The sequence below is a fragment of the Mycobacterium sp. 1465703.0 genome, from assembly GCF_001672975.1.
Taxonomy (GTDB): Bacteria; Actinomycetota; Actinomycetes; order Mycobacteriales; family Mycobacteriaceae; genus Mycobacterium.
In genome coordinates, this window is sequence record NZ_LZKU01000265.1 from 1 (window position 1) to 25,670 (window position 25,670).

Genomic DNA, 25,670 nt, shown 5'->3' on the forward strand with positions numbered 1-25,670 from the left:
CGTCGGCGACCCGGTTCAGCTCCGGCGAGGCGCCGAGCAGGTACACATCCTGCGGCGCGTCCGGGTGGGCGCGCAGGTTCGCCATCAATGCGGCCGTCGCATCCCCGCCCGCGGCGCCCGCCAGCGGCTGGGTGGCCAGCACCGTCGGCGGCGCCTCCGGATCGCCGTCGGCCGCACCCACCAGCGACAACGTCGCGGTCGCGTCGTCCATCACCAGTGCCGCCCCGGGGCGGCCGGCCGCGCGCATCAGGGCGGCCACCGCCTGCGATTCCGAGAGCACCGCGACGTTGTGCACGCCGGAATCTTCCAGCGCCCGCCGCAGTTGGTCGGCGGCGGGATGGTCGGTCCAGCACAGCCGGGTGCCGACCAGCCGGTGGTTCTCGTCGGCCAACAGCCGATTGGTGCCGACCACGGTCTCGGTCAGTGTCCCGATCGGATTGTCGGCGAGGTCGACGACGGATTGGTCGATCACGTCGGTCCCCTGCGCGCCCACCCGGACGCGCCGCAGGATGTGTACCTGCTCGGCGCCTCGCCGGAGCTGAACCGGGTCGCCGACGAGCTTCGCGACGCCTCGACCATGCGGGTGCGGGTCGCCGAGGACCCCACCTTTGCGCTCGCCCGCGGCGCCGCGATAGCCGCCGCCGTGCCGGCGGCGGCGCTGGCTGCCGGAGACGCGACGGCCATGGCCCCCGCGGTCGGACTGACCGGCGATGCGACGGCCATGGCGCCGGCGGCCGGGGACGCCACCGCGATGGCCCCGGCGTTCGGGGATGCCACCGCGATGGCACCTGCGGCCGGAATGACCGGGGACGAGACGACGGTCGTGCCGGCCTCGGAGTTCGCGGATCCGCACGCCGAGGACCAACAGCTGGCCTATTCGATGGCCGACGAGGGCGAGGCGTATCCGGGCGAATTCGACGACTACGACGGCGAATTGGACGACTACGAATACGGCGACGTCGACGAGGCCGAGCCGGCCAAGCTGTCCCGGCGCTCGTTGGTGATCGGCAACGCCGTCATTGCGTTCGCGGTCGTCGGATTGGCGTCGCTGGCAACCGCGATCGCGGTCGCCGTTGAGCCGACCGCCAGCCGGCAGCCGGTGGTGGGAGTCCAGAACGGCACCCCGGGCAAGTTCATGCCGATCTTGCCCAGCCAACAACAGGCGCCGCTGCCCCCGCCGCCAGCCGATGCGCCCACCGCCGGATTCCAGGGCGGCACGGTTCCGGCCCCCAACAACGTCCCGGTGCCCGAGCAGGTCGCACCGCCGTCGGGAGGCGGCGTGCCGGCCGCACCCGTGCCCGAGGTCCCGGGTAACCCCGGTGTCCTGCCCAACCCCGCTCCGGGCTGGGCGCCTCGACCGAATCCTATTGTGCCCGTTCCTATTCCGATTCCCCTTCCGATCCCCGGGTGGGGACCGAACTACCCGCCCTACCACCCGCCGTACAACCCGCCCTTCACCCCGCCGTACAACCCGCCCTACACGCCGCCGAGCACCACGCCGTATACACCGCCGAGCACCACGCATGAGCCGCCGACGACGACGTATTCACCGCCGAGCACCACGCACGAGCCGCCGTCGACCACGCACGAGCCGCCGTCGACGACGTATTCGCCGCCGAACACCACCCACGCACCGCCGAGCACCACGTATGAGCCGCCGAGCACCAAGGCCACCCAGGCGCCGATGCCGACGCAAACCCAGCAGACGGTGCCGCCGACACATCAGCAGCCGCAGTACCCACAACAGCCGCAGCAGCCGCAGCACCCACAACAGCCGCAGCAGCCGCAGTACCCGCACCCCCGCCACGGGTTCTGAGCGTGCCCACCGCCGACGGTCTGGTCACGGTGGTGTTGCCCTGTCTCAACGAAGAGGAGTCGCTGCCGGCGGTGTTGGCGGCCATTCCCGCCGGCTACCGGGCGCTGGTGGTCGACAACAACAGCACCGATGACACCGCCGGGGTCGCCAGGCGGCACGGCGCCCACGTCGTCACCGAACCGCGGGCCGGGTACGGGTCGGCCGTTCACGCCGGTGTGGTGGCCGCGACGACGCCGATCGTGGCGGTGATCGACGCCGATGGCTCGATGGACGGCGGCGATCTGCCGCGGCTGGTCACCGCGCTCGAACAGGGCGCCGACCTGGTGACCGGCCGCCGCCGGGCGGTGCCCGGGCTGCGCTGGCCGTGGGTGGCCCGGGTGGGCACCGTCGTGATGAGCTGGCGGCTGCGTACCCGGCACGGTCTGCCGGTGCACGACATCGCGCCGATGCGGGTGGCCCGGCGCGACGCGCTGCTGCAGCTGGGTGTCGCCGACCGGCGATCGGGTTACCCGCTGGAATTGCTGGTGCGTGCCGCGGCCGCCGGATGGCGGGTCGTCGAACTCGATGTCAGCTACGGACCGCGCACCGGCGGCAAATCGAAGGTCAGCGGTTCGCTGCGGGGCAGTATCACCGCGATCCTCGATTTTTGGAAAGTCATCTCGTGAGTGTGCTGCCGGTGACTCTGCTGGTGGTCGCCAAAGCGCCCGAGCCGGGCCGGGCCAAGACGCGGCTGGCGGCGACAGTCGGCGACCGGGTGGCCGCCGAAGTCGCCGCCGCCGCACTGCTGGACACTCTCGACGCGGTGGCCGCCGCGCCGGTGGCGGCGCGAGTGGTGGCGCTGGCCGGAGACCTGGACGGCGCCGCGAACGCTTCCGAACTTCGCCAACGGCTGGCGTCCTTCACGGTGATCCCGCAGCGCGGTGACGATTTCGCCGCACGGCTCTCCAACGCACACGCCGACGCGGGCGCATCATCCGGCCCGGTGCTGCAGCTCGGGATGGACACTCCGCAGGTGAGCGCCGATCTGTTGGCCGGTTGCGCGCGCCGGCTGCTCGAGGCGCCGGCCGTGCTCGGATTGGCCCGCGACGGCGGCTGGTGGGTGCTCGGCGTAGCGGAGCCTGCCATGGCGGAGTGCCTGCGCACCGTTCCGATGTCCATCCCCGACACCGGTGAACTGACATTGAAGGCGTTGCGCGACAACGGGATCGACGTATCGACCGTCCAGGTACTCGCCGACGTGGACGTCATCGACGACGTCGCGGAGGTGCGCGACGCCTGCGCGCCGGACAGCCGGTTCGCGCGCGTCACCCGCGCCGCCGGCCTCTAGCGGCCGCTACCAGTTGGTCAAGATGATCGTGTTGAGCGCCAGCGCGCCGACGGCGTTGAGCGCCAGCCAGATTCGGTGTGTCCGCACCGGCAGTAGCGCGGCCGCCGCGGTCAGCCAGATGGTGAACGGCAGCCAAATGCGTTCCACCTCGGCCTTGCTGAGCATGCTCAGGTCCGCAAACACGATGGCGGCCAGCATCGCCAGCAGCAGCAGGTGAAAACCGGAGCGGCGGCGGATGGCGGGCCAGTCGAACACCCTGCTGATTCCGGCGACGCCACCCAGTCCGATCGCGCATACCACGCACGCGAGATTGGCCCAGCTCCAATATTGGAATGGCCGGTCTTTGGCGATGCCCTGCCAATAGCGTTGCTGCACCAAGGTATAGCCGTCGAACCAGAAGAACCCCGCGACGGCGAAGGTTACCGCGACCGCGATCGCGGCCAGCGCGGCCGGGCCGAGCGCCCGCAGGATCGCTCGCCAGTGCGCCAAGCCACTGGCCGGCTTTTGGGCGGCGGCCAGCACCGCCAACGCCGGCAATCCCATCAACATCAGGCCGTAGTTGCAGAACACCCCCCAGCCCAGCAGCAGACCCGCGCCGGCGGCCGTCAGCGCAAGGAATCGCACCGGGCGGTGCACCGCCAGGGCCAACAGTGCGATGCCCCATGCCGCCACCCCGGCGAAGTAACCGTCGGCGGAGACCGCGACCCAGATGGCCGTCGGCGCCAGGGCGACAAACGGCGCCGCCCGTCGCGCGGTCGCCTCGTCGGCCAGTGCGCGAACGGCGATCACCACCGCGGCCGCCGCGCTCGATCCGACCAGCAGGCACAGCAGTCCGGCCCAGGCGCCGCCGTGCAGGCCGAGCCGGTCCAGCCAGACGAACGTCAGCAGCGCGCCGGGCGGATGCCCGGACACGTGGGTGGTCCACGAGTTGGGCTGGTAGTCGACGATCCGGCTGGCGAATGTGCGCAGCGTTGCCCCGATGTCGGTGATGCCCCCCACCTGCGACAGGTATTCGTCGCGAGTGGTCAGCCGGCCGGCGAAGCCGCGCTGCCAGCCGTCGATCATCGCCAACGCGAACGCCCACCCGCACGCGGTCGCCCAGCTGCCCAGCGTCAGTGTCCGCCACGAAAGGCGTTGCGCCAGTGTCGGTCCCCACGCGACGATGGCGATGGCGATGGCGATCGCCGGACCGGTTCCCCAGCCGGCGTGGATCAGCCATTCGCCGAAGATCGGCGCGGCGCCGGCGTGGGTGGCGAACTCCTCACGGCCGACGTCAAGACGCGGACGCACACCTGCGTTCAGCCGCGGCAGCACGAACGCCGCCGCTACCAGAACCACTCCGACCGCCACCGCTACCGCTTGGGCCACGGCCTCCCGTCGCGCGATCCTCACGGACGAACAGCTTATTGATCGCTCGCCCCGCCGAACCGGCGCACCAACGCCGGCCGGTCGACCTTGCCGATGCCGCGGCGCGGCAACGCGTCCACGATGTGCAGTTCGCGCGGCGCAGCGGTGGCATCCAGGGTGCGAGCCAGGTGCGCGCGCAGCGCGTCCAGGCTCGGCGCGGTGGATCCGTCACGCAGCACGATGGCGGCGACCACCCGCTGGCCCAACCGGTCGTCGGCCAGTCCGAACACCGCGCAGTCGCTGACGGCCGGATGGGTGCACAGCGCCGCCTCGACCGGTTGCGGCAGCACGGTCAGCCCGCCCGTGCTGATCGCGTCGTCGACGCGGCCCAGCACGGTCAGTCCGCCCGCATCGTCGATGACGCCGACATCGTCGGTCTTGAACCAGCCCGGCTCGGCGAAGGGATCCGGGTCGACCGGGTTGCGGTAGCCCTTGGCCACCGTCGCGCCCCCGATGACGATCCGCCCGTCGGCCACTCGTAGCCGCACCCCGTTCAGTGCAACGCCGTCGTACACGCAGCCCCCGGCGGTCTCGCTCATCCCGTAGGTGCGCACCACCGTGATGCCCGCCGCGGCCGCGGCGTCGAGGACAGGCCGCGGCGCGGGTCCGCCGCCGAGCAGCACGGCGTCCAGTTCGGCGAGGGCGGCCGCGGCCTCCGGGTGGTCAAGCGCCTTGGCCAACTGCGCGGCGACCAGCGAGGTGTATCGCCGTCCGGGGTCCAAAGCCCCTATCGCACCGGGTAATTCGGCGGCGTCGAACCCCGCGGAGACATCCATCTCGACCGGCGCCGAGCCGGCGAGCACGCTGCGCACCAACACCTGGATCCCGGCGATGTGGTGGGGTGGCAAGGCGAGCAGCCAACTGCCCGGGCCGCCGAGGCGGTCATGGGTGGCAGCCGCGCTGGCGGTCAGGGCGGCGGCGGTCAGCAAGGCACCCTTGGGTACACCGGTGGTTCCCGACGTCGCGGCGACCAGCGCCACGTCGTCGTCGATGGCCTCCCCGACGCGCAACCCCGCCCGCAGTGCTTCCGATTCGCGAAAGTCGTTGGGGTTCAACGCGACCAGTGCGGGGTCACGCCCGGCGAGCACCCGTTCCAGGGCCGGCAACAGCGACGAGGCCGCCGAGCCCGGCGGGACGTGCAGTGCGCGCAGTACGGCTATGCCGGATCCTCGGCTTCGTCGACGTCGTCGATGTCGTCGATGTCGTCGATGTCGTCGGCCTCGTCGACCTCGTCGAACGGCCAACCCTGGGCCGCCAACCGGACCCGTACCCGCTCGACGTCGGCGGGCGACGGCAGTTCGTCGGTGATCTGGGTGATCAGCACCCCGATGTCGACATCGTCGAACTCGCCGCGGCGGACCAGCTCACAGGCAACGTCCCTGACTTCGTCGCAGGATAACCGGCGTGCCAGCAACGCGAGCACCGGGAAGGTATCGGTCGGTGGCACGCCTTCGGGATATCCTGCCCGCAGCCAGGAGACGATCGAATTCAGGAATCCGTTCACGCTTTGACAACACCCCCCGGTGTTTGGCTGAGCAACTCCGTGGGCACCAATCGATGCTACTTGGCTTTGGCTCCGAGGAACGGGTAGCCAGTGTGGTGGGCGATGAAGTCGCGGGAGATGTACAGCAGAGCCAAGGCGATCACCAGGACTACCAGCGCATAGATCGCAAAGGCGACTGCCAGCAGCGCAGGGTTCTTGTGTGGTGTGCTGCCATCCGTGCTGACCTGTCCGGTGCCTACCGCGTGGACTCGAAGCCCCAGCGCGAACAGTCCCGGCAATGCGGCACCGGCCAGCATGGCAAAGACCAGGATCTTCAGGGAGGCCTGGTAGTTGAACCAGTCACTGAAGTGGCTCATCAAGCGCTCGCCTTCATCGTGGGGTCGTCGGAGTCGTGCCGGCGAGATGTTGTGCGGCCGGCATCCGAGGGCGGGTGCTGATGGTCGGCCCCTTCGAGCCCGCTGGTCAGGTCGCCCTTCCATTCGGCGTTGACGTTCTTGTGGTCGACCTTGACCTTGCGCGACCGGATGTAGATGGTGGCCGACACCGCGATCAGCAGCGCGAAGCCGACGATAGCGCCCGGGTAGCCGCCGATCATGTGCACGATCCAATACGTGACCGCACCGACCAACCCGGCCAACGGGAGCGTCACCAGCCATGCGACACCCATCCGGCCGGCGACCCCCCAGCGGACCTCACCGCCGGGCTTGCCCAACCCACTGCCCAGCACCGAGCCCGTGGCGACCTGGGTGGTCGACAGCGCGTAGCCGAAGTGTGCGGAGAGCAAAATTACCGCGGCCGAGGAGGATTCGGCCGCCATGCCTTGCGGTGACTGGATTTCGACCAGCCCCTTGCCCAGGGTGCGAATGATCCGCCAGCCGCCCAGGTAGGTGCCGAGCGCCATCGATACCGCGCAACCGACGATGACCCAAAGCGGCGGCATCGCGGCGGTTTTGCTGACTGAGCCGTAGGACATCAGCGCCAGGAAGATGATGCCCATCGTCTTCTGGGCGTCGTTGGTGCCGTGTGCCAGTGAGACCAGCGACGCCGAGCCCCACTGGCCGTACCGGAAGCCGGCTTGGGTGCGCTCGGTCGGGATGCCGCGAGTGATGCGGTAGACCAGCCAGGTCGCGACCGCGCCGATCACGATGGCCAGGATCGCCGACACCACCGCCGGGATGATGGCCTTGGACACCACGCCCTTCCAGATCACCCCGTGCGCGCCCACCGCGGCGATGGTGGCGCCGACGATGCCACCGATCAGGGCGTGCGACGAACTCGAGGGGATACCGAGTAGCCAGGTCAGCAGGTTCCACACGATGCCGCCGACGAGGCCGGCGAATACCAGCTCCAACGTCACGATGTGTCCGTCGATCAAGCCTTTGGCGATCGTCGCGGCGACTGCGGTGGACATGAACGCACCCACGAGATTCAGCACCGCCGACAGCGCGACCGCTGCTTTGGGCTTGAGCGCCCCACTGGCGATCGAGGTCGCCATTGCGTTGCCGGTGTCGTGGAAGCCGTTCGTGAAATCGAAAGCCAATGCCGTGATTACGACAATGATTAGGAGGAACAATTGGATGTTCACAGCGCCTGATTCTGGTGGTAGGGGGATTCCATTGTCGAATGCTGAGGCGGCCGAATCGCGGGTGTACCTTGAACCGTCGCCAGATGTTACCTCTCAGTTAACCGGAATTTCCCTGTCGTTCACCTCGAGTGTCGCGCCGTAGCGGGTGCTCCGGCGGCACCTCGACGAAAATGAGCGTCAAGCCATCCGGATCGGTCACATGCATCTCTTTCAAGCCCCATGGTTCCTGGCGAGCCTCGCGAGCGATCGCCACCCCGCGGCCTGCCAATTCAGCTTGGGTGGCCTCGATGTCGCGGACCTGGAGCCACAACGCACCCGGGAAGGCGGCCTGCGAGGCGTCGGGCGCACCATGACCTGCCAGCTCCAGCAAGGACTGGCCCGCGAAAAAGACTGTGCCAGCGCCGTAATCGCGCCAAATCGCCAGCCGAATCTCGTCGCGGTAGAAGGCTAGCGACCGCTGATAGTCCGACGGCCGCAGCAGCATCCGGCTGGCCAGGATCTCCATGGAATCGTGTCTACCACGTGGCCGAGTCAGCCATCGGTGTTGCGGTTGGGCTGAATGCTCTGGCGCGACATGAGGGCGTTGACCCAGCGCGGGCCGAAGATGTCCAGCGCCCTGCCGGCGATCGCGATCCGCGGCGCGATGCGCACCGGACGGGTGCGGGCCGCGGTGAGCATCCACTCGCCGGCCTCCTCTGAGGTCAGCGCGGCGACTCCCTCGTAGGCTTTCGTGGGCGCGATCATCGGGGTGGCCACCAGGGGGTAGTACAGCGTCGTCGAATGCACACCCTTGCTGCCCCATTCGGTTTCGATGACCCGGCTCACCGTCGACAGCGCGGCCTTCGAGGCGTTGTACACCGAGAACAGCGGCGAGGCCTCTGACATCACTCCCCAGGTCGAGACGTTGATGATGTGGCCGTCGCCGCGCTCGAGCATGCCGGGCGCCAGCCCCCGCACCAGCCGCAGCGGCGCGTAGTAGTTGAGCACCATGGTCCGCTCGACGTCGTGCCAGCGTTCCAGCGATTCGGCCAGCGGCCGGCGGATGGAACGGCCGGCATTGTTGATCAGAATGTCGACTCCACCCAGCCGCTTCTCGACGTCGGCGACCAGCTCATCGCACGCGTCCATGTCGGAAACGTCGCACGGGATCGCTATGGCCTCACCGCCCGCGGTGGTGATCCGCTCGGCCAGTGCGTCCAGCAGCTCATGGCGGCGCGCGACGACGACCACCGTGGCGCCCGCCCGGGCGAACTGTTCGGCCGCGGCTTCGCCGATCCCGGAAGATGCCCCCGTCAGCAGGATGCGCTTGCCGGCCAGCTCGATCGGCTTGATAAGCGGGCGGTTGACCAGTACTTGCGGCGCCATGGGTGGTCGCATGATGGTCAGGGACATCTGGTCGGCGAACCGGCGGAGGGGACTCTTACTCACGTGACGCGAGTCTAGGTGGGCGCCCGACCTCAGAAATACCGGGGAAACCGGCTCCAGTCCGGGTCGCGCTTTTCCAGGAAGGCGTCGCGGCCCTCGACGGCTTCGTCGGTCATGTACGCCAGCCGGGTGGCCTCGCCGGCGAACAGCTGCTGACCGACCAGGCCGTCGTCGAGCAGGTTGAATGCGAATTTCAGCATGCGTTGTGCCTGAGGGGATTTGGCGTTGATCTCGCGCGCCCACTGGACGCCGACGCGTTCCAGGTCGGCATGGTCGACGACCTCGTTGACCGCGCCCATCTGGTGCATCTGCTCGGCGGTGTAGGAACGGCCGAGGAAGAAGATCTCGCGGGCGAACTTCTGGCCGACCTGACGGGCCAGGTATGCGCTGCCGTAGCCGCCATCGAAGCTGCCGACGTCGGCGTCGGTCTGCTTGAAGCGGGCATGCTCGCGGCTGGCCAGGGTGAGGTCGCAGACCACGTGCAGGCTGTGTCCGCCGCCGGCCGCCCACCCGTTGACCAGGCAGATGACCACCTTGGGCATGAACCGGATCAGCCGCTGGACCTCGAGGATGTGCAGCCGGCCGGCGCGGGCGGTGTCGACGGTGTCGGCGGTTTCGCCGCTCGCGTACTGATAGCCGCTGCGGCCACGGATGCGCTGATCCCCGCCGGAACAGAATGCCCAGCCGCCGTCCTTGGGCGACGGCCCGTTGCTGGTCAGCAACACCACCCCGACGTCGGGAGACATCCGGGCATGGTCGAGCACCCGGTAGAGCTCGTCGACGGTGTGCGGCCGAAACGCGTTGCGCACCTCGGGCCGGTTAAACGCCACCCGCACCGTGGCGTCGTCGACGTGCCGGTGATAGGTGATGTCGGTCAGGTCGCCGAACCCGTCTACCGGGCGCCAGGCCTGCGCATCAAAGGGGTTGTCGCTCAATCTGTTTGAACTCCTATGCCGGGTCCAACCGGAATACCGGACACACGCCGGCCAGCGCCTCGAACTCCTCGGGGCGACCGTCGGTGACCAGCCCCAAGCGCTTCATGAAGCCGACACCGGTGGGCACCTCGGTGGGGAACGCCCGCAGGAATGGCCGCGCCGCGTCGGCGGGTAACTCCACCATCTGCACCCGCTCGGAGTGCCGGCCGCGGGCCAGCGTCGCGTACTTCGCGGCGCGGACGTTGCGGATCCAGTCCGCACCCGGAAATCCGCCCACCACATAACGTTTGCCGTCCACCGTCATCGGTGTCACCGGCGTCGAGCGGGGCGTTCCGGACTTGCGACCGGGCACGGTCAGCACCACCGGGCTTTCGCCGCCGAAGCTGAGGCCCAGCCGCGACAGTTGGATGAAGACCTTGTTCGCCGGCTTCAGCCACCAAGGTGGTTTGAGCCCGTCGGGCGTACCCATGCCTGACACAGTAGTCAGGTCTGCGGCGCCTCCAAGAAGGGCTCGACGCCCTGCGCCCAGGGGTCGGCGCCGGGCGTGGCGACGGCGTCCAGCCGGGCGAGCGCCTCGGGGCTCAGCGTGACGTCGGCCGCGCCCATGTTCTCCTCGAGGTGCGCGATCGATCGGGTGCCCGGAATCAGCAACGTGTTCGACGCATGCACCAAGATCCAGGCCAGCCCGACCTGTGCCGGTGCGACGCCGAGTTCGCCGGCGATGTCGATGACCACGGGGTTGTCGGTGGCCTTGGGGAAGCCCGGGAACGCCGACCCCAGCGGGAAGTATGGAACCCAGGCGATGCCCTCGTCCGCGCAGACATCGACCATGTCTTCCTGCGAGCGGTCCAGCAGGCTGTAGGCGTTCTGCACGCACACGATCCCGGCGGGCAGCGCGTGCCGCAGCACGTCGAGCGGCACGCTGCTGATCCCGATCGCGCCGATCTTGCCCTCGTCGCGCAGCGCGATCATCTCGGCCAGCTGGTCGTCCAGGCCGACGATCTGGTCGCCCTCGGCGGCCATACCGATCCCGGCGTCGAGCCGCCGCAGGTTGACCACCGGGATGCGGTCGAGCCCGAGTTGAGTCAGGTCGTCTTCGACGGCGGCACGCAGCTCGGCGGGCCGCTGCGCTGGAGCCAGCGGGATCGGTTGTTCGCCGGTGTATCGCGCGCCGACCTTGCTGACGATGACGAGGTCGTCCGGGAAGGGTGCCAGCGCCGCGCGGATGCGCCGGTTCACCTCGCCGGGGCCGTAAAACGATGCGGTGTCGATGTGGTTGACGCCGAGTTCGACGGCGCGGCGCAGCACCGCGGCCGCGTTCTCCGGCGACGTGTCGAACAGTTGCATGGCGCCGTAACCGACGCGGGCGACCGCCGCCGTGCCGAGGCTGCCGATACCGCCGGGCTGTGGTTTGTTGGTCATCATGCTCCTTGGCTCGTGCCACACTGGAGGAAAATGCGGAGGAGCCTCCGCTTCGGTCAGCGTAGCAGAAACGGAGGAGTCTCCGCTTTGGTCGGACGGTCGGATGCGCGTCGCAATCGGCAACGGCTGCTCGAAGCGGCCACCGCGGCGTTCACCGCGCAGGGCGGAGCGGTGTCGCTCGAGTCGATCGCCCGCGACGCCGGCGTCGGAATCGGCACGCTCTACCGCCATTTCCCGACCCGTGAAGCCCTGGTCGAGGCGGTCTACCGCGCCGAGCTCGCCGAGGTGGCCGCGGCCGCCGGGCAGCTGCTGAAGCGCCACCCACCCAAGGCCGCGCTGCGACGCTGGATGGATCGGTACGCGGGCTTCGTCGCCGCCAAGCGCGGAATGGCCGAATCCCTGCAGGCGATTTTCGCTTCCGGCGCCATGGAACCCACCCAGACGCGCGACAGCATCGTCGGCGCCGTCCAGCTGCTCTTGCAGGCTGGTGCCGACAACGCGACGATGCGCGCCGACGTGCAGGCCGACGACGTGGTGTCCAGCCTGATCGGCATCTTCCTGGCCAGCGGTTCGCCGGAGCAGACCGGCCGCATGCTCGACCTGCTTGTCGCCGGCGTAAGCGCGCCCCGAACGTGAAGCTCGTTCACGCTCGGGCGCGAGCGCGAACTTAATTTCACGCTCGGCGCTGAAGACTTAGCCCACGGAGCGCGCGGCGCCCTCCCAGAACTGCGCGCGCACGGCCTTCTTGTCCGGCTTGCCCAGCGCGGTCACCGGCACCGACTCGACGACGATCACCTGTTTGGGCGACTGCACCGAACCCTTGCGCTCCTTGACCGCGGCCTGGATCTCGGCGGTGACCTTGGCCACCGCCTCCTCGTCGGAGGGATGGTCGGGTCGCAGCACGATCACGGCGGTGACGGCTTCGCCCCACTTCTCGTCCGGCGTGCCGATCACGCACACCTGCGCGACGGCCGGGTGCTCGGCGACGACGTCTTCGACCTCGCGCGGGAACACGTTGAACCCACCGGTGACGATCATGTCCTTGACCCGGTCGACGATGAACCAGAAGCCGTCCTCGTCCTCACGGGCCATGTCGCCGGTGTGCAGCCAGCCGTCCTTGAACGTCTTGGCCGTCTCCTCCGGCAGGTTCCAATAGCCGCCGGAAAGCAGCGGCCCGGACACGCAGATCTCGCCGACCTCGCCCTGCGGCACCGGGTTGCCGTCGGCGTCCAGCAGCGCAGTGCGGGCGAACAGGGTGGGCCGCCCGCAGGAGGTGAGCCGCTTCTCGTCGTGGTCCTTCTTGGCCAGGTACGAGATCACCATCGGGGCTTCGGACTGCCCGTAGTACTGGGCGAAGATCGGCCCGAAGCGGCGGATGGCCTCGGCCAGCCGGACCGGGTTCATCGCCGAGGCGCCGTAGTAGACCGTCTCGAGCGACGACAGGTCACGGGTGTGCGAATCCGGATGGTCCATCAGCGCGTAGATCATCGACGGCACCAGCATGGTGGCGGTGATCTTCTGCTCCTCGATCACCCGCAGCACTTCGGCCGGGTCGAACTTGGTCAGCACCACCAGCTCGCCGCCCTTGATGATGGTCGGCACGAAGAACGCCGCCCCGGCGTGCGACAGCGGGGTGCACATCAAGAACCGCGGGTTGTCCGGCCACTCCCACTCGGCGAGCTGGATCGTGGTCATCGTGGTGATCGACTGCGCGGTGCCCAGCACGCCCTTGGGCTTGCCGGTGGTGCCGCCGGTGTAGGCCATCCCGCCGATGTGATCGGGCGGAAGGTCGGCCGCCACCAACGGCTTCGGCGAATACTTCGCGGCTTCGGCCACCAGGTCCACCGCGGAATCACCCAGCGCTTCGGGCACCGGGCCGATGGTCAGCACCTGCTTGAGGCCGGGCACCTTCTCCAGCAGGCCCAGCGCCCGCTCCACGAACATCGGGTTCGGGTCGATGATCAGCGACGTCACGCCGGCGTCGCCCAGCACATACGCGTGGTCGTCCAGCGAGCCGAGGGGGTGTAACGCCACGCGCCGGTAACCCTGGGTCTGTCCGGCGCCGATGATCATCAGCACCTCGGGCCGGTTCAGCGACAGCAGCCCGACGGTGGCGCCGGTGCCCGCACCGAGTGCCTCGAACGCCTGAATGTATTGGCTGATGCGCTCGGCGAGCTGACCACCGGTCAGCGTGGTGTCACCGAGGTACAACACCGGCTTGTTCTTGTTGCGCTTGAGCGCACCGACGGTCAGGTGTCCGGAATGAATGGGATGGCGCAACAGATCGTCACTCATGTGGCCAGACTAGAACGTGTTGCAATTCCAGTCAGCCACCCCCTCGCGGACACCATCAATCAGTACGATTCCTCCCTATGGCGCAGGCAGATCTCGTCGTCACCGGAACCATCCTGACCGTCGACGACGCCCGGCCCACCGCCGAGGCGCTCGCCGTGGCCGACGGCCGCATCGTCGCCGTCGGAACCCGAACTGAGGTAGCCGAATTCACCGGCCCCGACACCCAGACCCTCGACGTCGGCGACGGCTGCGTCATGCCGGGTTTCGTTGAGGCACATGGGCATCCGCTGATGGAGGCGGTCGCGCTTTCGGACCGCATCGTTGACATCCGCCCGGTCACCATGCGTAGCGCCGACGACGTCGTCGCGGCGATCCACTCCGAGGTGGCCCGACGCGGATCCGACGGCGCCTACCTCAACGGCTGGGATCCGCTGCTGCAGCGCGGTCTTCCGCAACCCACGCTGAGCTGGCTCGACGACATCGCGCCGGACAGCCCGCTGGTCATCCTGCACAACTCCGGACACAAGGCCTTTTTCAACTCGCGCGCCGCCAAGCTGCACGGCCTCAACCGCGACACCCCGGATCCCAAGGGCGCCAAGTACGGCCGCGACGCCAACGGGGAGCTCGACGGCACCGCCGAGGAGACTGGCGCGGTGTTCCCGCTGCTGAGCGGGGCCATCGACTTCGCCGACTACCCGCAGATGCTGCTCGCCGAGTGCGCCCGGCTCAACCGCGCCGGCCTGACCACCTGCTCCGAGATGGCCTTCGATCCCAACTTCCGCCCGGTGGTCGAGCAGCTGCGCAACCGGCTCACGGTGCGGCTGCGCACCTACGAGATCTCCAACCCGCAGATGACCACCGCCGCCACCCCCGGCCAGGGCGACGACATGCTGCGCCAGGTCGGCATCAAGATCTGGGTCGACGGCTCGCCCTGGATCGGCAATATCGACCTCTCGTTTCCCTACCTGGACACCGAAGCCACCCGCATCATCGGCGTCGTGCCGGGTTCGTGCGGATGCGCCAACTACACCGCCGAGCAGTTGCGCGAGATCGTCGGCGCCTACTTCCCGCAAGGCTGGCCGATGGCCTGCCACGTGCAGGGCGACGCCGGCGTGGACACCATCCTCGACGTGTACGAGGAAGCCTTACGGCGCCATCCGCGCGACGATCACCGGCTGCGTCTCGAGCACGTCGGCGCGATCCGGCCCGAGCAGCTGCAGCGCGCCCACGACCTCGGCCTGACCTGCAGCATCTTCGTCGACCAGATCCACTACTGGGGCGACGTGATCGTCGACGGGCTGTTCGGCGAGGAACGTGGAACCCGTTGGATGCCAGCGGGATCCGCGGTAGCGACCGGAATGCGCATCTCGCTGCACAACGATCCGCCGGTCACGCCCGAGGAGCCGCTGCGCAACATCAGCGTCGCCGCCACCCGCACGGCACCCAGCGGCCGGGTGCTGGCGCCCGAGGAGCGGTTGACGGTCGACCAGGCGATTCGCGCGCAGACAATCGATGCGGCCTGGCAGCTGTTCGCCGACGACGTGATCGGCTCGCTGGAGGTGGGCAAATACGCCGACCTCGTGGTGCTGTCGGCCGATCCGCGCGCGGTGCCGCCCGAGCAGATCGCCGACCTGCAGGTGCGGGCGACCTATCTGGCCGGCCGCCAGGTGTACCGCGCGTGACGCCGACACTCGAGGACCTACTGCAGCGCCTGCACGTGGTGGCGCTGCCGATGCGGGTGCGGTTTCGCGGCATCACCACCCGCGAAGTCGCGCTGATCGACGGCCCGGCCGGCTGGGGCGAGTTCGGGGCGTTCGTCGAATACGGCCCGCGCGAGGCCGCGCACTGGCTGGCCTCCGGCATCGCGGCGGCTTATCGCCCGCCGCCGCCCATCCGCCGCGACCTCGTCCCGATCAACGCCACCGTGCCGGCCGTGCCGGCCGCACAGGTGGGCGAGGTGCTCGCCCGCTTCCCCGGCTCCAGCACGGCCAAGGTGAAGGTCGCCGAACCCGGGCAGACGCTTGCCGACGATGTCGCCCGGGTGAACGCCGTGCGCGAACTGGTGCCAACCGTGCGGGTGGACGCCAACGGCGGCTGGAGCGTCGAGCAGGCGAGCGCAGCGGCGGCCGCATTGACCGCCGACGGCCCGCTGGAATACCTGGAGCAGCCCTGCGCGACGGTCGCCGAACTCGCGGCGCTGCGCCGACGTGTCGACGTGCCGATCGCCGCCGACGAAAGCATCCGCAAGGCCGACGACCCGCTGGCCGTGGTCCGCGCCGGCGCCGCCGACATCGCAGTGCTCAAAGTTGCTCCGCTAGGCGGGATTTCGGCCATGCTCGAGATCGCCGCGCAGATCGACATCCCGGTAGTGGTCTCCAGCGCGCTGGATTCGGCGGTGGGCATCGCTGCCGGCCTGACCGCCGCCGCGGCCCTGCCGCAGCTTCGCCACGCCTGCGGGCTCGGCACCGGCGGGCTGTTCGTGGAAGACGTCGCCGAGACCGCCGCGCCCGTCGACGGCAACCTGGCGGTGGGGCCGGTGACGCCCGATCCGGAGCGGCTGCACGCCCTGCGGGCGGCACCGGAGCGGCGGCAGTGGTGGATCGACCGGGTCAAGGTGTGCCATCGGTTGCTTGTACCGTCGACCGGGTGATTAACCTGGCTTACGACGACCGCGGCTCCGGTGAGCCCGTGGTTTTTATCGCCGGCCACGGCGGCGCCGGACGAACCTGGCACCCCTATCAAGTACCGGCGTTTCTGGCGGCCGGATACCGCGTCATCACCTTCGACAATCGCGGAGTCGGCGCCACCGAGAACGCCAACGGCTTCTCGACGCAAACCATGGTCGCCGACACCGCGGCGCTGATCGAGGGCCTGAACGCGGCGCCGGCCCGCATCGTCGGAATGTCGATGGGTGCGTTCATCGCCCAGGAACTCATGCTGGCCCGCCCCGAGCTGGTCAGCTCGGCGGTGCTGATGGGCACCCGCGGCCGGATGGACCGGGCGCGGCAGTTCTTCCGCGACGCCGAGGCCGAGCTGGCCGACACCGGCGTCGCGCTGCCGGCCGCCTACGAGGCGAAAATCCGTCTGCTGGAAAACTTTTCGCGCAAGACGCTCAACGATGACACCGCGATCGCCGACTGGATCGCGATGTTTTCCACCTGGCCCGTCAAGTCCACCCCGGGGATGCGGGCGCAGCTGGACGTCGCGCCCACCACCAGCCGGTTGACCGCCTACCGCCGCATCGCCACCCCGGTGCTGGTGATCGGCTTCTCCGACGACGTGCTCACCCCGCCGTACTTGGGCCGCGAGGTCGCCGACGCGCTGCCCAACGGGCGGTATGTGCAGATACCCGACACCGGTCACCTCGGCTTCTTCGAGCGGCCGGACGCCGTCAACGCCGCCATGCTCAAGTTCTTCGGCGACGCCAAGGGCTGATTGCCCGCTTCCTCACCAGCCCACTGCGTGGGCTGCATCGTCAGCGGGCTGTGGTCCGATTGCCCGCTTCCTCACCAGCCCACTGCGTGGGCTGCATCGTCAGCGGGCTGTGACACCCTGTAGGAGTGAACCCCTCGACGACCCAGGCTCGCGTCGTCGTTGACGAGCTGATTCGCGGCGGTGTCCGCGACGTGGTGCTCTGTCCCGGTTCGCGCAACGCCCCGCTGGCCTTCGCGCTGCAGGACGCCGACCGGTCCGGCCGGATCCGGCTGCACGTCCGCATCGACGAGCGCACCGCGGGCTATCTGGCCATCGGCCTGGCCATCGCCGCCGGCGCGCCGGTATGCGTCGCCATGACGTCGGGCACCGCGGTGGCCAATCTCGGCCCGGCCGTGGTGGAGGCCAACTACGCGCGGGTACCGCTGATCGTGCTGTCGGCCAACCGGCCCTACGAACTGCTGGGCACCGGCGCCAACCAGACCATGGAGCAGCTGGGCTACTTCGGCACCCAGGTGCGGGCCACCATCAGCCTGGGCCTGGCCGAGGACGCCCCCGAGCGGCTGGATGCCCTCAACGCCACCTGGCGATCGGCCACCTGCCGGGTGCTCACGGCGGCCACCGGATCGCGTACCGCCAACGCCGGCCCGGTGCAGTTCGACATCCCGCTGCGCGAGCCCCTGGTGCCTGACCCCGAGCCTCAAGCGGCGACTCCGCAGGGCCGCCCGGGTGGCCGGCCGTGGACCTACACGCCGCCGGTCAGCTTCGACCAGCCGCTGGACATCGACCTGGCACCCGACACGGTCGTCATCGCCGGACACGGCGCGGGGCCGCAGCCCAACCTGGCCCAGCTGCCGACCGTCGCCGAGCCGACGGCCCCGGCCCCGGCCAACCCGCTGCACCCGCTGGCACTGCCCCTGCTGCGGCCCAAGCAGGTGATCATGCTCGGCCGCCCCACTCTGCACCGGCCGGTGTCGGCGTTGCTGGCCGACCCGCATGTGCCGGTATTCGCGCTGACCACCGGGCCGCGCTGGCCGGACGTCTCGGGCAACTCGCAGGCCACCGGGACGCGAGCAGTCGTGACCGGCGAACCGAGCGGGGCGTGGTTGCAGCGCTGTGCGGAGACCAACCGGCACGCGCTTGCCGCCGTGCGCAGCCAGCTCGCGGCGCACCCGCTGACCACCGGCCTGCATGTTGCGGCGGCCGTGGCCGACGCGCTGCGGCCCGGCGATCAGCTGGTGCTCGGGGCGTCCAACCCGGTCCGCGACGCGGCACTGGTCGGCCTGGACACCCACGGCATCCGGGTGCGGTCCAACCGGGGAGTCGCCGGCATCGACGGGACGGTCTCCACGGCGATCGGGGCGGCGCTGGCGCACGAAGAGCAGGGCGGCCCGGACGGCCCGCCGCGCACCGTAGCGCTGATCGGTGATCTGACGTTCGTGCACGACAGCTCCGGGCTGCTGATCGGCCCCACCGAGCCCATTCCCCGCCGGCTGACCATCGTGGTCTCCAACGACAACGGCGGCGGCATCTTCGAACTGCTCGAACAGGGCGATCCCCGGTTCTCCGATGTGTCGTCCCGGATCTTCGGCACACCGCATGACGTCGATGTCGGGGCGCTGTGTCGCGCGTACCACGTCGAGAGCCGGCAGATCGAGGTCGGCGAATTGCAGGCCGCCCTCGACGAACCCGGACCGGGGATGCGAGTGCTGGAGGTCAAGGCCGACCGGTCATCGCTGCGGCAGCTGCACGCCGCAATCAAGGCGGCCCTGTGAGGCGCACCTAGATGGCAGTTGATCCAAAAGCCCTGCTGCGCATACTGCTTCATGGACGCAGTGACGAACGGCCGAAGACGCGCGCCAGAATCGCGTTGCGGTGGGCCAGGATTGCGGTACTGATCGTGACCGGCCTGGTCACGTTGCAGTCCGTGCTACTGGTGGCCGGCGCGTGGCGCAACGACATCGCCATTACCCACAACATGGGTGTGGCACAGGCAGAGGTGCTCAGTGCCGGGCCGCGGCGCTCCACCATCGAATTCGTCACTCCCGAGCGGGTCACCTATCGACCCGAGCTCGGTGTGCTCTATCCGTCCCATTTGGCCACCGGGATGCGGATCTATGTCGAGTACAACAAGAACGACCCGAATCTGGTTCGCGTGCAACATCGCAATGCCGGGCTGGCGATCATCCCGGCCGGATCCATCGCCGTGGTGGGCTGGCTGACTGCGGCGGCCCTCCTGATCATGCTTGCGCTGCTGGACAAGTGGCTGGACCGTCGCGACGGACCGGATGACCCGGTCGCCGAAAGTGCCGGACCTGCAACATTCGCGTGACGTATACATACAGGCAACCTTGTCGACAGCCGACGCTGACACCGTGATGGTGTGCGCGTTGCCATCGTCGCGGAATCCTTCCTCCCGGAAGTCAACGGTGTCAGCAACTCGGTGATCCGGGTACTCGAGCATCTGCGCCGGACGGGCCACGAAGCCCTCGTCATCGCTCCCGACGCGCCTCCGGGTCAACCCCGGGCGGATCGCATCCACGACGGTATCCGTGTTCACCGGGTGCCATCGCGGATGTTCCCGAAGGTGACCACCCTGCCGCTCGGCGTGCCGACACCCCGGCTGGTGAAGGTGCTGCGTGGATTTGATCCGCATGTCGTGCATCTGGCGTCACCGGCACTGCTGGGCTATGGCGGGGTGCGTGCGGCCCGGTGGCTGGGAGTGCCGACGGTCGCGGTGTATCAAACCGACGTTCCGGGTTTCGCGGCGAGCTACGGCATTCCGATGACCACGCGGGCCGCGTGGGCCTGGTTCCGTCATCTGCACGGGCTTGCCGACCGCACCCTGGCGCCATCCAGTGTGACAATGGAATCACTTGTCGCTCATCGCTTTCCGCGAGTGCATCGATGGGCGCGCGGCGTCGACTTGCTGCGGTTCGCGCCGTCCGCGCGCAGCGACGCGCTGCGGCAGCAGTGGTCGCCACAGGGCAAGCCGATCGTCGGGTTCGTGGGCCGGCTCGCGCCTGAGAAACACGTGGAGCGACTCATCGGGCTGGCCGCCGATGGTGCGGTTCAACTCGTCATCGTGGGCGACGGCGTCGACCGCAACAAGTTGCAATCGGCAATGCCGACAGCGGTTTTCACGGGTGCGTTGTACCGCGACGAACTCGCCGCAGCGTACGCCAGTATGGACGTGTTCGTGCATCCCGGTGAGCACGAGACGTTTTGTCAGGTCGTGCAAGAAGCGCTGGCGTCGGGGTTGCCGGTGATCGCCCCCGACGCCGGCGGCCCACGTGACCTCGTCACCTCGTGGCGCACTGGTCTGTTGTTGGCCGTCAACGAGTTCGAGTCCCGACTGCCCGACGCGGTCGCACACCTGACTTCCGAACGGCCGCGCTACGCCGTGGCCGCCCGGCGCAGTGTGGTCGGCCGGAGTTGGCCGGTCATCTGCGACGAACTGCTGGGCCACTACGAGGCGGTGCTGTCACCATTTACCCGGCGGCAACTCATCGCGACGCGTTACGCGCAGGGCGAATGATCGGTCACGGCCCGTGCGCCCGATTCACCTCTGAGTTCCCACGGGACACCCGGGCGTGAATCGGACCGGCATCGAGTGAATGCCGTTGATCAACGTCGATGCCATCCGCTCGACAGGCCCGGCCGGCTCCAGGTTCTTCATCCGCATCAACACCTCAGCTATCAGCGCGGATGACTCCACTCTGGCCAAGTTCGCGCCCAGGCAGAAGTGCGTACCGCCCGCGCCAAATGCACAGTGATGATTGGGATTCCGAGCTAGATCGAGTCGGTCGGGGTCGGCGAAGTGTGCCTCGTCCCGGTTAGCCGACGGGTAGAACATCGCCACCCGGTCGCCCTTCTTCACCGGTGTCCCGCGCAATTCGGTGTCCTTCATGGCGGTTCTGGCGAACGCTATCACCGGGCTGACGTAGCGCAATAGCTCCTCAACCGCCGTAGGCAGCAGCGACGAGTCGGCATCCAACATCGTTCGCTGCTCGGGGTTCTTCATCAACGCACATATGGCGCCGGCGACCAGGTTGCGGGTCGTGTCGCCGCCCGCGTTGATGAGCAACATGAAAAAGGAGTTGAATTCCAAGTCGGTGAGGCGCTGGCCGTCGACTTCGGCATGCAGCAGCGACGTTGCGATGTCATCGTCGGGATACGCGCGTTTACGGGCCATGAGTTCGGTGGAGTAAGCCATCATCTCCATCGCCGCCTGTGTGGCGTGCTGATCGCCGAGCACGCCGGTGTTCATGATCTCGGTCAGCTCGTAAAGCCGGTAGCCGTCTTTCAGCGGAATGCCGAGAAGTTCGGCGATCACGTAGGAGGGCAACGCCCCCGCTACTTCCGTGACGAAATCGCACTCACCCCGTTCGATGACGGTGTCGACCACTTCTCGAGCCATCTCCGTAATGCGCTCATTGAGCTTGGTAACCTGCCGCGGCGTGAAGCCCCTGCTGACCAGGCCCCGCAGCGCGGTATGCCGCGGGGGGTCCATCGTGATCATCATGATGCCCCGCATATCGAACAGGTCGTCTGGACCGGGCGTTTCAAACCACACCGCGGTGGCCTCCGACGACCACGTGGCGCTGTCGCGCGAGACGGCAAAAACCTCGTCATAGCCGGTCAGCGCGAGGAATCCCGGGCCGTCTTTATATGGGTGCCATGCCACCGGCATGCGTTGCCGCAGCGTGCGATAGGCCTCGTGCGGTACGCCTTGCGCATAGGTGTGTGGATCGGCGAGATCGACTCCACCAATGCTGATTGCGTCTTCGGTCACGGTTTACCTCCGACTGGTGATCACCCTTTGGCGCTGGAAATGCCTTGCGCATCAAGCGGACCGCAACGGATTTGGAATCGCTCCCGGACGGTGTCGAGAACATGGCGCTGGCGCTCGCATTCCCGGCGGTGCGTGAGCACGAACCGGGCCAGGCCCGGCAAGCGACGCGGTAGCGGGTACCACCTATCGAAATCGAGGCCGTTCTCGCTGAACACGCGACTGGGAACGTTGTCGTAGATCAGGCTGAGGTTGTGCTGCAGCAGTGCGAAGAGCACGTACGGGAATGCCAGCGGAGCCTTTTGCCGAAGTTCCTGCCAGTCGACTTCGTACAGCGGGATCTCTCGCAGCTTGTCCAACAACAGCAAGTGGCCCAGGAAATATCCCATGAACGCAGGAAGGTGCAGCATGGCCGACCGCACGTTGACGGAAACGATTGCGCCACTTGGCGAAACGTATGGCTCGTAGGGGTAATCGTCGCGGATTTTGACGTATCCCGTGCAGTTGACGATCCAGCTGCCCGGTTGAATCGTCTTCGTCGATCCGCTCCGGAACCTCAACTCGGTGGTGCCATTCTGATCGACCGCATCCTCGAAATAATCCATGACGACGTCGTTCAGCCCGGCCGAGATCGTCCGGTTCTCGGCCTCAGACAGCACCCCGAACACGAAGTTGTCCGCTTGCGGGGTCAAGAACGTTCCATAGGTGGCGCGGAACCATTCTTGGACTTCCGCTTCGTTCGTGCCGTCGTACCGGCGACTCATCTGTGCGGCGACGGCGTTCAGCGGTGTGCCCTTCCACCAGCGGCCCACGCCGCTGGGTAACAGGTTGTCGCGGTTGGAGAAGAACGTTCCGTGGCCGGCGACCAGGTTGACCGGCCGACCGGGGTATGCGGTGATCAGTGCGTGTGCGGTGTCCATCGCGGTCTTTCCGCCGCCGATAATCCACACCGGCGCATCGCTTTCGCTGATGTCACCCGCCCGGACGTCGCAGTAGTCGGGCGATACCGAATGGATGCGGCTGCTGGAGACCTCGAGCGGTTGGTTGGGCGCGACTGCCAGCCCATAGGCTTTGATCAGGCGCTTGGTGTCGATGACGAGCACCCGGCCGTCGGCAGCCCTACAGGTGACCCGTACAACGCCGTTCCCTTCTTCTTCGGACTCGAAGTTCCAGCCGAAGTAGTCGTCGACCTGGACCCGCTCCTTTATCACCTCGACACAGTGTTGGAAGTGGTCGAGCACCTCTGACTTGGTCGCCAGGTAGCTGGGTTCCTTGCCGAGTGTCCACGGGATGTTGCCCGCCGTGAACATCGGGTGCGGTTGGTGCAGGCGCACGTAGGGGTAGGCATCGACCCACATGCCGCCGACGCGCGCCCGGCGATCGATCAGGATCACCTTTTGATCGCGCGACAGGTATCTGCTAGCTGCGAACAGGGCGTTCAGCCCGGCGATGCCGGCTCCGACGATGCAGATCTCGCAGGTTTCCACTGGCGGGCCCTGGGGTGCGGACATCGGACCACCTTTCCTCGCAGAGGTGATAAGTATGTGTCCGCACCCGCCGTCGGGCATGAGTAATCGACTACTTAACTTTCGGCGAGTCACCTCTCCAAAAGTTTGCTGGGTGTCCGCAGGGCGCCCGCCTTCTCAGTGGCGCCGAATAGGCCGCGGCTCCGATCAACCCTGCGCCAGCTCCGCGACGGGCTGCCATTCCTCCCAGTTCTTCAGCCGGCTCTGGTAGTCCGCCTTCGCGGTTTCCAACGGAGAAGCGCCGAAAAACACTCGCAGCGGCGGCTTTTCGGCATCGACCACTTTCAGTAGCGCGGCCGCGGACGCCGACGGGTTACCCGGGCTGGCCCACCGGCGGCTTCGCTCGGCCTGGACGGCGGCGCGAACCTCGTCGTAGGCCGGAATCTGATCCGCATGCTTGGCCGAGTCGCCGGCCCAGTCGGTGTCGAAACCGCCCGGCTCGATGAGGGTGACGTGCACACCGAACGGCGCAACCTCCTGCGCCAGCGCCTGCGAGAAGCCCTCCAGTGCCCATTTCGACGCGTGGTAGATGCCGACCAAGGGGAATGCGGTGATTCCGCCGATCGAGGACACCTGAATGATGTGGCCGCTGCCCTGCTCGCGCAGATATGGCAGCGCGGCCTGGGTAATCCACAGTGCCCCAAAAACATTGGTCTCGATCTGATCGCGTGCGTCTTGCTCGGAGAGCTCCTCGACGAATCCGAATTGCCCGTATCCGGCGTTGTTCACCACGATGTCGAGCCGGCCGAAGTGGTCGTGCGCCTGCTTGACCGCCGCGAAGTCCGCTGCCCGGTCGGTGACGTCAAGACGAATCGGCAGTAGCGCGTCGCGGTACTGCTGCGCCAGGTCGTCTAGCGACTCCGTGTTGCGTGCCGTGGCAGCGACCTTGTCGCCCCGCTCCAGCGCCGCAATTGTCCAGGCCCGACCAAAACCTCGCGAAGTACCGGTGATAAACCAAACTTTTTCAGTCACGCCCCCCTACAACGCCGACTGCGCCACCTCATTCCCCGAACAGGTAGCGTTTGTCGCGTGAGTCGCGCGGAATTGGACAAGGATCCCCGGGATGTCGCGTCGATGTTCGACGGCGTCGCCCGCCGGTACGACCTGACCAATACCGTGCTGTCGATGGGCCAGGATCGCTACTGGCGGAAGGCGACCCGGTCGGCGCTGGCCATCGGGGCGGGGGAGAAGGTGCTGGACCTCGCCGCGGGCACCGCGGTGTCCACCGTGGAGCTGAAGAAGTCCGGGGCGTGGTGCGTCGCCGCCGATTTCTCGGTCGGCATGCTCGCGGCCGGCGCCGCGCGCAATGTTCCCAAAGTCGCCGGTGATGCCACCAAGCTGCCGTTCGCCGATGGTGTATTCGACGCTGTGACAATCAGTTTCGGGCTGCGCAACGTCGTCGACACCCAGGCCGCGCTACGCGAGATGGCCCGCGTCACGCGCCCGGGCGGCCGGTTGGTGGTGTGCGAGTTCTCCACGCCCACCAATGGGCTGTTCGCCACCGTCTACAAGGAGTACTTGATGCGGGCGCTGCCGCGGGTGGCGCGGGCGGTGTCCAGCAATCCCGAGGCCTACGTGTACCTCGCGGAATCGATCAGGGCGTGGCCCGATCAGGCGGCGCTGGCGCAGCAGATAACCCAGGCCGGCTGGTCGGGGGTGCGCTGGCGCAATCTGACCGGCGGCATCGTCGCCCTACACGCGGGTCACAAGCCCCTGCGCTGAGACGGTTCTAGTGGTTGCCGGCGGCTTGCACGAAGCCGACCTGGTCGGGGCAGTAGTGGTCGACCGCGGCGCCGAGGAACTGGAATGCCTGGCCCTGAGTGGTGCCACGCGGCAGGTTGCGCTGGATGAAAGTCGCCGACTTGTATGCGTCGCCGTCTACGCCCCTGCCAATCCGTTCGCAGGTGATCTTGCCCAGCCACGCCAACTGGTCCTGCGGCTGGTAGATGCCGAAGCCATTGACGGTGTTCTTGAACGGCGCGTCATAGTCGCTCGGCGGCGACGGCGTCCGTGGGGTGGGAAATGGCGCAGTCGGCGGCGGATCCGCCTGCGCCGGCGCGGAGAGGTGCGCCGGCCCGGCCAGCGCAATAGCAGCAGCAGCGGCGGCAGCAGCGGCTCCGATAGTAGCCAGCCTCGTTCCCTTCATTAGCTGGACTATACACGCCTCGCTTCGGGTGCGCGGCCGAAAGTCAATCGCCGATCGA

At 68.2% G+C, this 25,670-nt stretch carries 26 protein-coding genes and 1 pseudogene; 11 read left to right on the top strand and 16 right to left on the bottom strand.

Features of this window, described 5'->3' with window-relative positions; genetic code table 11:
- Positions 1-472: pseudogene (locus A5625_RS24920) on the bottom strand (hypothetical protein); the annotation flags it as partial.
- On the opposite strand from A5625_RS24920, the gene A5625_RS24925 reads away from it, so the two are divergent.
- Genes A5625_RS24925 through A5625_RS24935 form a run of 3 tightly spaced genes read left to right on the top strand, consistent with a single transcriptional unit; the run spans position 461 to position 3,143 of the window.
- Positions 461-1,816, top strand: a complete 1,356-nt coding sequence (locus tag A5625_RS24925; RefSeq protein ID WP_369830047.1) for a hypothetical protein — start codon at positions 461-463, stop codon at positions 1,814-1,816. The pseudogene A5625_RS24920 and the gene A5625_RS24925 overlap by 12 nt on opposite strands.
- A gap of 2 nt (positions 1,817-1,818) precedes the next feature.
- Positions 1,819-2,481: a glycosyltransferase family 2 protein gene (locus A5625_RS24930; RefSeq protein ID WP_067000578.1), complete on the top strand. Its 663-nt coding sequence runs from the start codon at positions 1,819-1,821 to the stop codon at positions 2,479-2,481.
- On the top strand, positions 2,478-3,143 hold the full coding sequence (locus tag A5625_RS24935; RefSeq protein ID WP_067000581.1) for a DUF2064 domain-containing protein: 666 nt from the start codon (positions 2,478-2,480) through the stop codon (positions 3,141-3,143). Before A5625_RS24930 ends, A5625_RS24935 begins: the two co-directional genes overlap by 4 nt.
- Positions 3,144-3,149: 6 nt before the next feature.
- Here the strand turns inward: A5625_RS24935 and A5625_RS24940 are convergent, their stop codons facing one another.
- The 10 genes from A5625_RS24940 to A5625_RS24985 form a co-directional block, all read right to left on the bottom strand.
- Entirely contained in the window at positions 3,150-4,535 is a 1,386-nt protein-coding gene (locus tag A5625_RS24940) for a hypothetical protein (protein WP_067000584.1), read from the bottom strand.
- Positions 4,536-4,546: 11 nt separating this feature from the next.
- Positions 4,547-5,638, bottom strand: a complete 1,092-nt coding sequence (gene menE, locus A5625_RS24945) for an o-succinylbenzoate--CoA ligase (RefSeq protein WP_067000682.1) — start codon at positions 5,636-5,638, stop codon at positions 4,547-4,549.
- A gap of 68 nt (positions 5,639-5,706) precedes the next feature.
- Positions 5,707-6,054 (bottom strand): DUF3349 domain-containing protein, encoded by a 348-nt coding sequence (locus A5625_RS24950; protein ID WP_067000587.1) that lies wholly within the window; start codon positions 6,052-6,054, stop codon positions 5,707-5,709.
- Between the two features lie 56 nt (positions 6,055-6,110).
- A complete protein-coding gene (locus A5625_RS24955; RefSeq protein ID WP_067000590.1) occupies positions 6,111-6,410 on the bottom strand; it encodes a hypothetical protein in 300 nt (99 codons plus the stop codon).
- Positions 6,410-7,639: an inorganic phosphate transporter gene (locus tag A5625_RS24960; RefSeq protein ID WP_067000593.1), complete on the bottom strand. Its 1,230-nt coding sequence runs from the start codon at positions 7,637-7,639 to the stop codon at positions 6,410-6,412. Before A5625_RS24960 ends, A5625_RS24955 begins: the two co-directional genes overlap by 1 nt.
- Positions 7,640-7,736: 97 nt before the next feature.
- Positions 7,737-8,144: a VOC family protein gene (locus tag A5625_RS24965; RefSeq protein ID WP_067000596.1), complete on the bottom strand. Its 408-nt coding sequence runs from the start codon at positions 8,142-8,144 to the stop codon at positions 7,737-7,739.
- Positions 8,145-8,170: 26 nt separating this feature from the next.
- On the bottom strand, positions 8,171-9,067 hold the full coding sequence (locus tag A5625_RS24970) for an SDR family oxidoreductase (RefSeq protein WP_067000599.1): 897 nt from the start codon (positions 9,065-9,067) through the stop codon (positions 8,171-8,173).
- Positions 9,068-9,096: 29 nt separating this feature from the next.
- Positions 9,097-9,999, bottom strand: coding sequence for a 1,4-dihydroxy-2-naphthoyl-CoA synthase (locus A5625_RS24975; RefSeq protein WP_067000601.1), 903 nt, complete (start codon positions 9,997-9,999; stop codon positions 9,097-9,099).
- Between the two features lie 13 nt (positions 10,000-10,012).
- The gene (locus A5625_RS24980) at positions 10,013-10,468 is read right to left on the bottom strand and encodes a nitroreductase family deazaflavin-dependent oxidoreductase (protein ID WP_067000604.1); all 456 of its coding nucleotides are present in this window, start codon (positions 10,466-10,468) and stop codon (positions 10,013-10,015) included.
- Between the two features lie 14 nt (positions 10,469-10,482).
- A complete protein-coding gene (locus A5625_RS24985) occupies positions 10,483-11,421 on the bottom strand; it encodes an aldo/keto reductase (RefSeq protein ID WP_067000686.1) in 939 nt (312 codons plus the stop codon).
- Between the two features lie 87 nt (positions 11,422-11,508).
- On the opposite strand from A5625_RS24985, the gene A5625_RS24990 reads away from it, so the two are divergent.
- On the top strand, positions 11,509-12,057 hold the full coding sequence (locus tag A5625_RS24990; protein WP_067000607.1) for a TetR/AcrR family transcriptional regulator: 549 nt from the start codon (positions 11,509-11,511) through the stop codon (positions 12,055-12,057).
- A 57-nt stretch (positions 12,058-12,114) separates the two neighbouring features.
- Here A5625_RS24990 and fadD8 read toward each other — a convergent pair whose 3' ends face one another.
- Entirely contained in the window at positions 12,115-13,716 is a 1,602-nt protein-coding gene (gene fadD8, locus A5625_RS24995) for a fatty-acid--CoA ligase FadD8 (protein WP_067000610.1), read from the bottom strand.
- 77 nt (positions 13,717-13,793) lie between these two features.
- On the opposite strand from fadD8, the gene A5625_RS25000 reads away from it, so the two are divergent.
- The 6 genes from A5625_RS25000 (at position 13,794) to A5625_RS25025 (ending at position 20,686) form a co-directional block, all read left to right on the top strand.
- Positions 13,794-15,398, top strand: coding sequence for an amidohydrolase (locus A5625_RS25000; protein ID WP_067000613.1), 1,605 nt, complete (start codon positions 13,794-13,796; stop codon positions 15,396-15,398).
- Between the two features lie 50 nt (positions 15,399-15,448).
- Positions 15,449-16,366: an o-succinylbenzoate synthase gene (locus tag A5625_RS25005; protein ID WP_232003818.1), complete on the top strand. Its 918-nt coding sequence runs from the start codon at positions 15,449-15,451 to the stop codon at positions 16,364-16,366.
- On the top strand, positions 16,363-17,151 hold the full coding sequence (locus tag A5625_RS25010; RefSeq protein WP_067000619.1) for an alpha/beta fold hydrolase: 789 nt from the start codon (positions 16,363-16,365) through the stop codon (positions 17,149-17,151). The genes A5625_RS25005 and A5625_RS25010 overlap by 4 nt, the downstream gene beginning before the upstream one ends.
- A gap of 125 nt (positions 17,152-17,276) precedes the next feature.
- A complete protein-coding gene (gene menD / locus A5625_RS25015) occupies positions 17,277-18,923 on the top strand; it encodes a 2-succinyl-5-enolpyruvyl-6-hydroxy-3-cyclohexene-1-carboxylic-acid synthase (RefSeq protein WP_067000622.1) in 1,647 nt (548 codons plus the stop codon).
- Between the two features lie 11 nt (positions 18,924-18,934).
- The gene (locus A5625_RS25020; RefSeq protein WP_067000625.1) at positions 18,935-19,480 is read left to right on the top strand and encodes a DUF3592 domain-containing protein; all 546 of its coding nucleotides are present in this window, start codon (positions 18,935-18,937) and stop codon (positions 19,478-19,480) included.
- Positions 19,481-19,531: 51 nt separating this feature from the next.
- On the top strand, positions 19,532-20,686 hold the full coding sequence (locus tag A5625_RS25025; RefSeq protein ID WP_067000628.1) for a glycosyltransferase family 1 protein: 1,155 nt from the start codon (positions 19,532-19,534) through the stop codon (positions 20,684-20,686).
- Positions 20,687-20,710: 24 nt separating this feature from the next.
- Here A5625_RS25025 and A5625_RS25030 read toward each other — a convergent pair whose 3' ends face one another.
- From A5625_RS25030 to A5625_RS25040, 3 genes are all read right to left on the bottom strand, one after another.
- Entirely contained in the window at positions 20,711-21,943 is a 1,233-nt protein-coding gene (locus A5625_RS25030; RefSeq protein ID WP_082984547.1) for a cytochrome P450, read from the bottom strand.
- Between the two features lie 20 nt (positions 21,944-21,963).
- A complete protein-coding gene (locus tag A5625_RS25035) occupies positions 21,964-23,451 on the bottom strand; it encodes an FAD-dependent oxidoreductase (RefSeq protein ID WP_067000631.1) in 1,488 nt (495 codons plus the stop codon).
- Positions 23,452-23,613: 162 nt separating this feature from the next.
- Complete coding sequence (locus tag A5625_RS25040) at positions 23,614-24,438, bottom strand: SDR family oxidoreductase (protein WP_067000634.1); 825 nt, start codon at positions 24,436-24,438, stop codon at positions 23,614-23,616.
- 57 nt (positions 24,439-24,495) lie between these two features.
- Between A5625_RS25040 and A5625_RS25045 the strand changes: the two genes are divergently transcribed.
- Positions 24,496-25,188, top strand: a complete 693-nt coding sequence (locus A5625_RS25045; protein ID WP_067000637.1) for a demethylmenaquinone methyltransferase — start codon at positions 24,496-24,498, stop codon at positions 25,186-25,188.
- A gap of 7 nt (positions 25,189-25,195) precedes the next feature.
- Here the strand turns inward: A5625_RS25045 and A5625_RS25050 are convergent, their stop codons facing one another.
- A complete protein-coding gene (locus A5625_RS25050) occupies positions 25,196-25,612 on the bottom strand; it encodes a DUF732 domain-containing protein (protein WP_067000640.1) in 417 nt (138 codons plus the stop codon).
- Between the last annotated feature and the right edge of the window lie 58 nt (positions 25,613-25,670).

Excerpts from the sequence above, each read along its gene's own strand:
- A5625_RS24955 (WP_067000590.1), bottom strand. The coding sequence starts at position 6,410 with ATGAGCCACTTCAGTGACTGGTTCAACTACCAGGCCTCCCTGAAGATC.
- A5625_RS24965 (WP_067000596.1), bottom strand. The coding sequence starts at position 8,144 with ATGGAGATCCTGGCCAGCCGGATGCTGCTGCGGCCGTCGGACTATCAG.
- A5625_RS24980 (WP_067000604.1), bottom strand. The coding sequence starts at position 10,468 with ATGGGTACGCCCGACGGGCTCAAACCACCTTGGTGGCTGAAGCCGGCG.
- A5625_RS24985 (WP_067000686.1), bottom strand. The coding sequence starts at position 11,421 with ATGACCAACAAACCACAGCCCGGCGGTATCGGCAGCCTCGGCACGGCG.
- fadD8 (WP_067000610.1), bottom strand. The coding sequence starts at position 13,716 with ATGAGTGACGATCTGTTGCGCCATCCCATTCATTCCGGACACCTGACC.
- A5625_RS25000 (WP_067000613.1), top strand. The coding sequence starts at position 13,794 with ATGGCGCAGGCAGATCTCGTCGTCACCGGAACCATCCTGACCGTCGAC.
- A5625_RS25005 (WP_232003818.1), top strand. The coding sequence starts at position 15,449 with ATGCGGGTGCGGTTTCGCGGCATCACCACCCGCGAAGTCGCGCTGATC.
- A5625_RS25020 (WP_067000625.1), top strand. The coding sequence starts at position 18,935 with ATGGCAGTTGATCCAAAAGCCCTGCTGCGCATACTGCTTCATGGACGC.
- A5625_RS25035 (WP_067000631.1), bottom strand. The coding sequence starts at position 23,451 with ATGTCCGCACCCCAGGGCCCGCCAGTGGAAACCTGCGAGATCTGCATC.
- A5625_RS25050 (WP_067000640.1), bottom strand. The coding sequence starts at position 25,612 with ATGAAGGGAACGAGGCTGGCTACTATCGGAGCCGCTGCTGCCGCCGCT.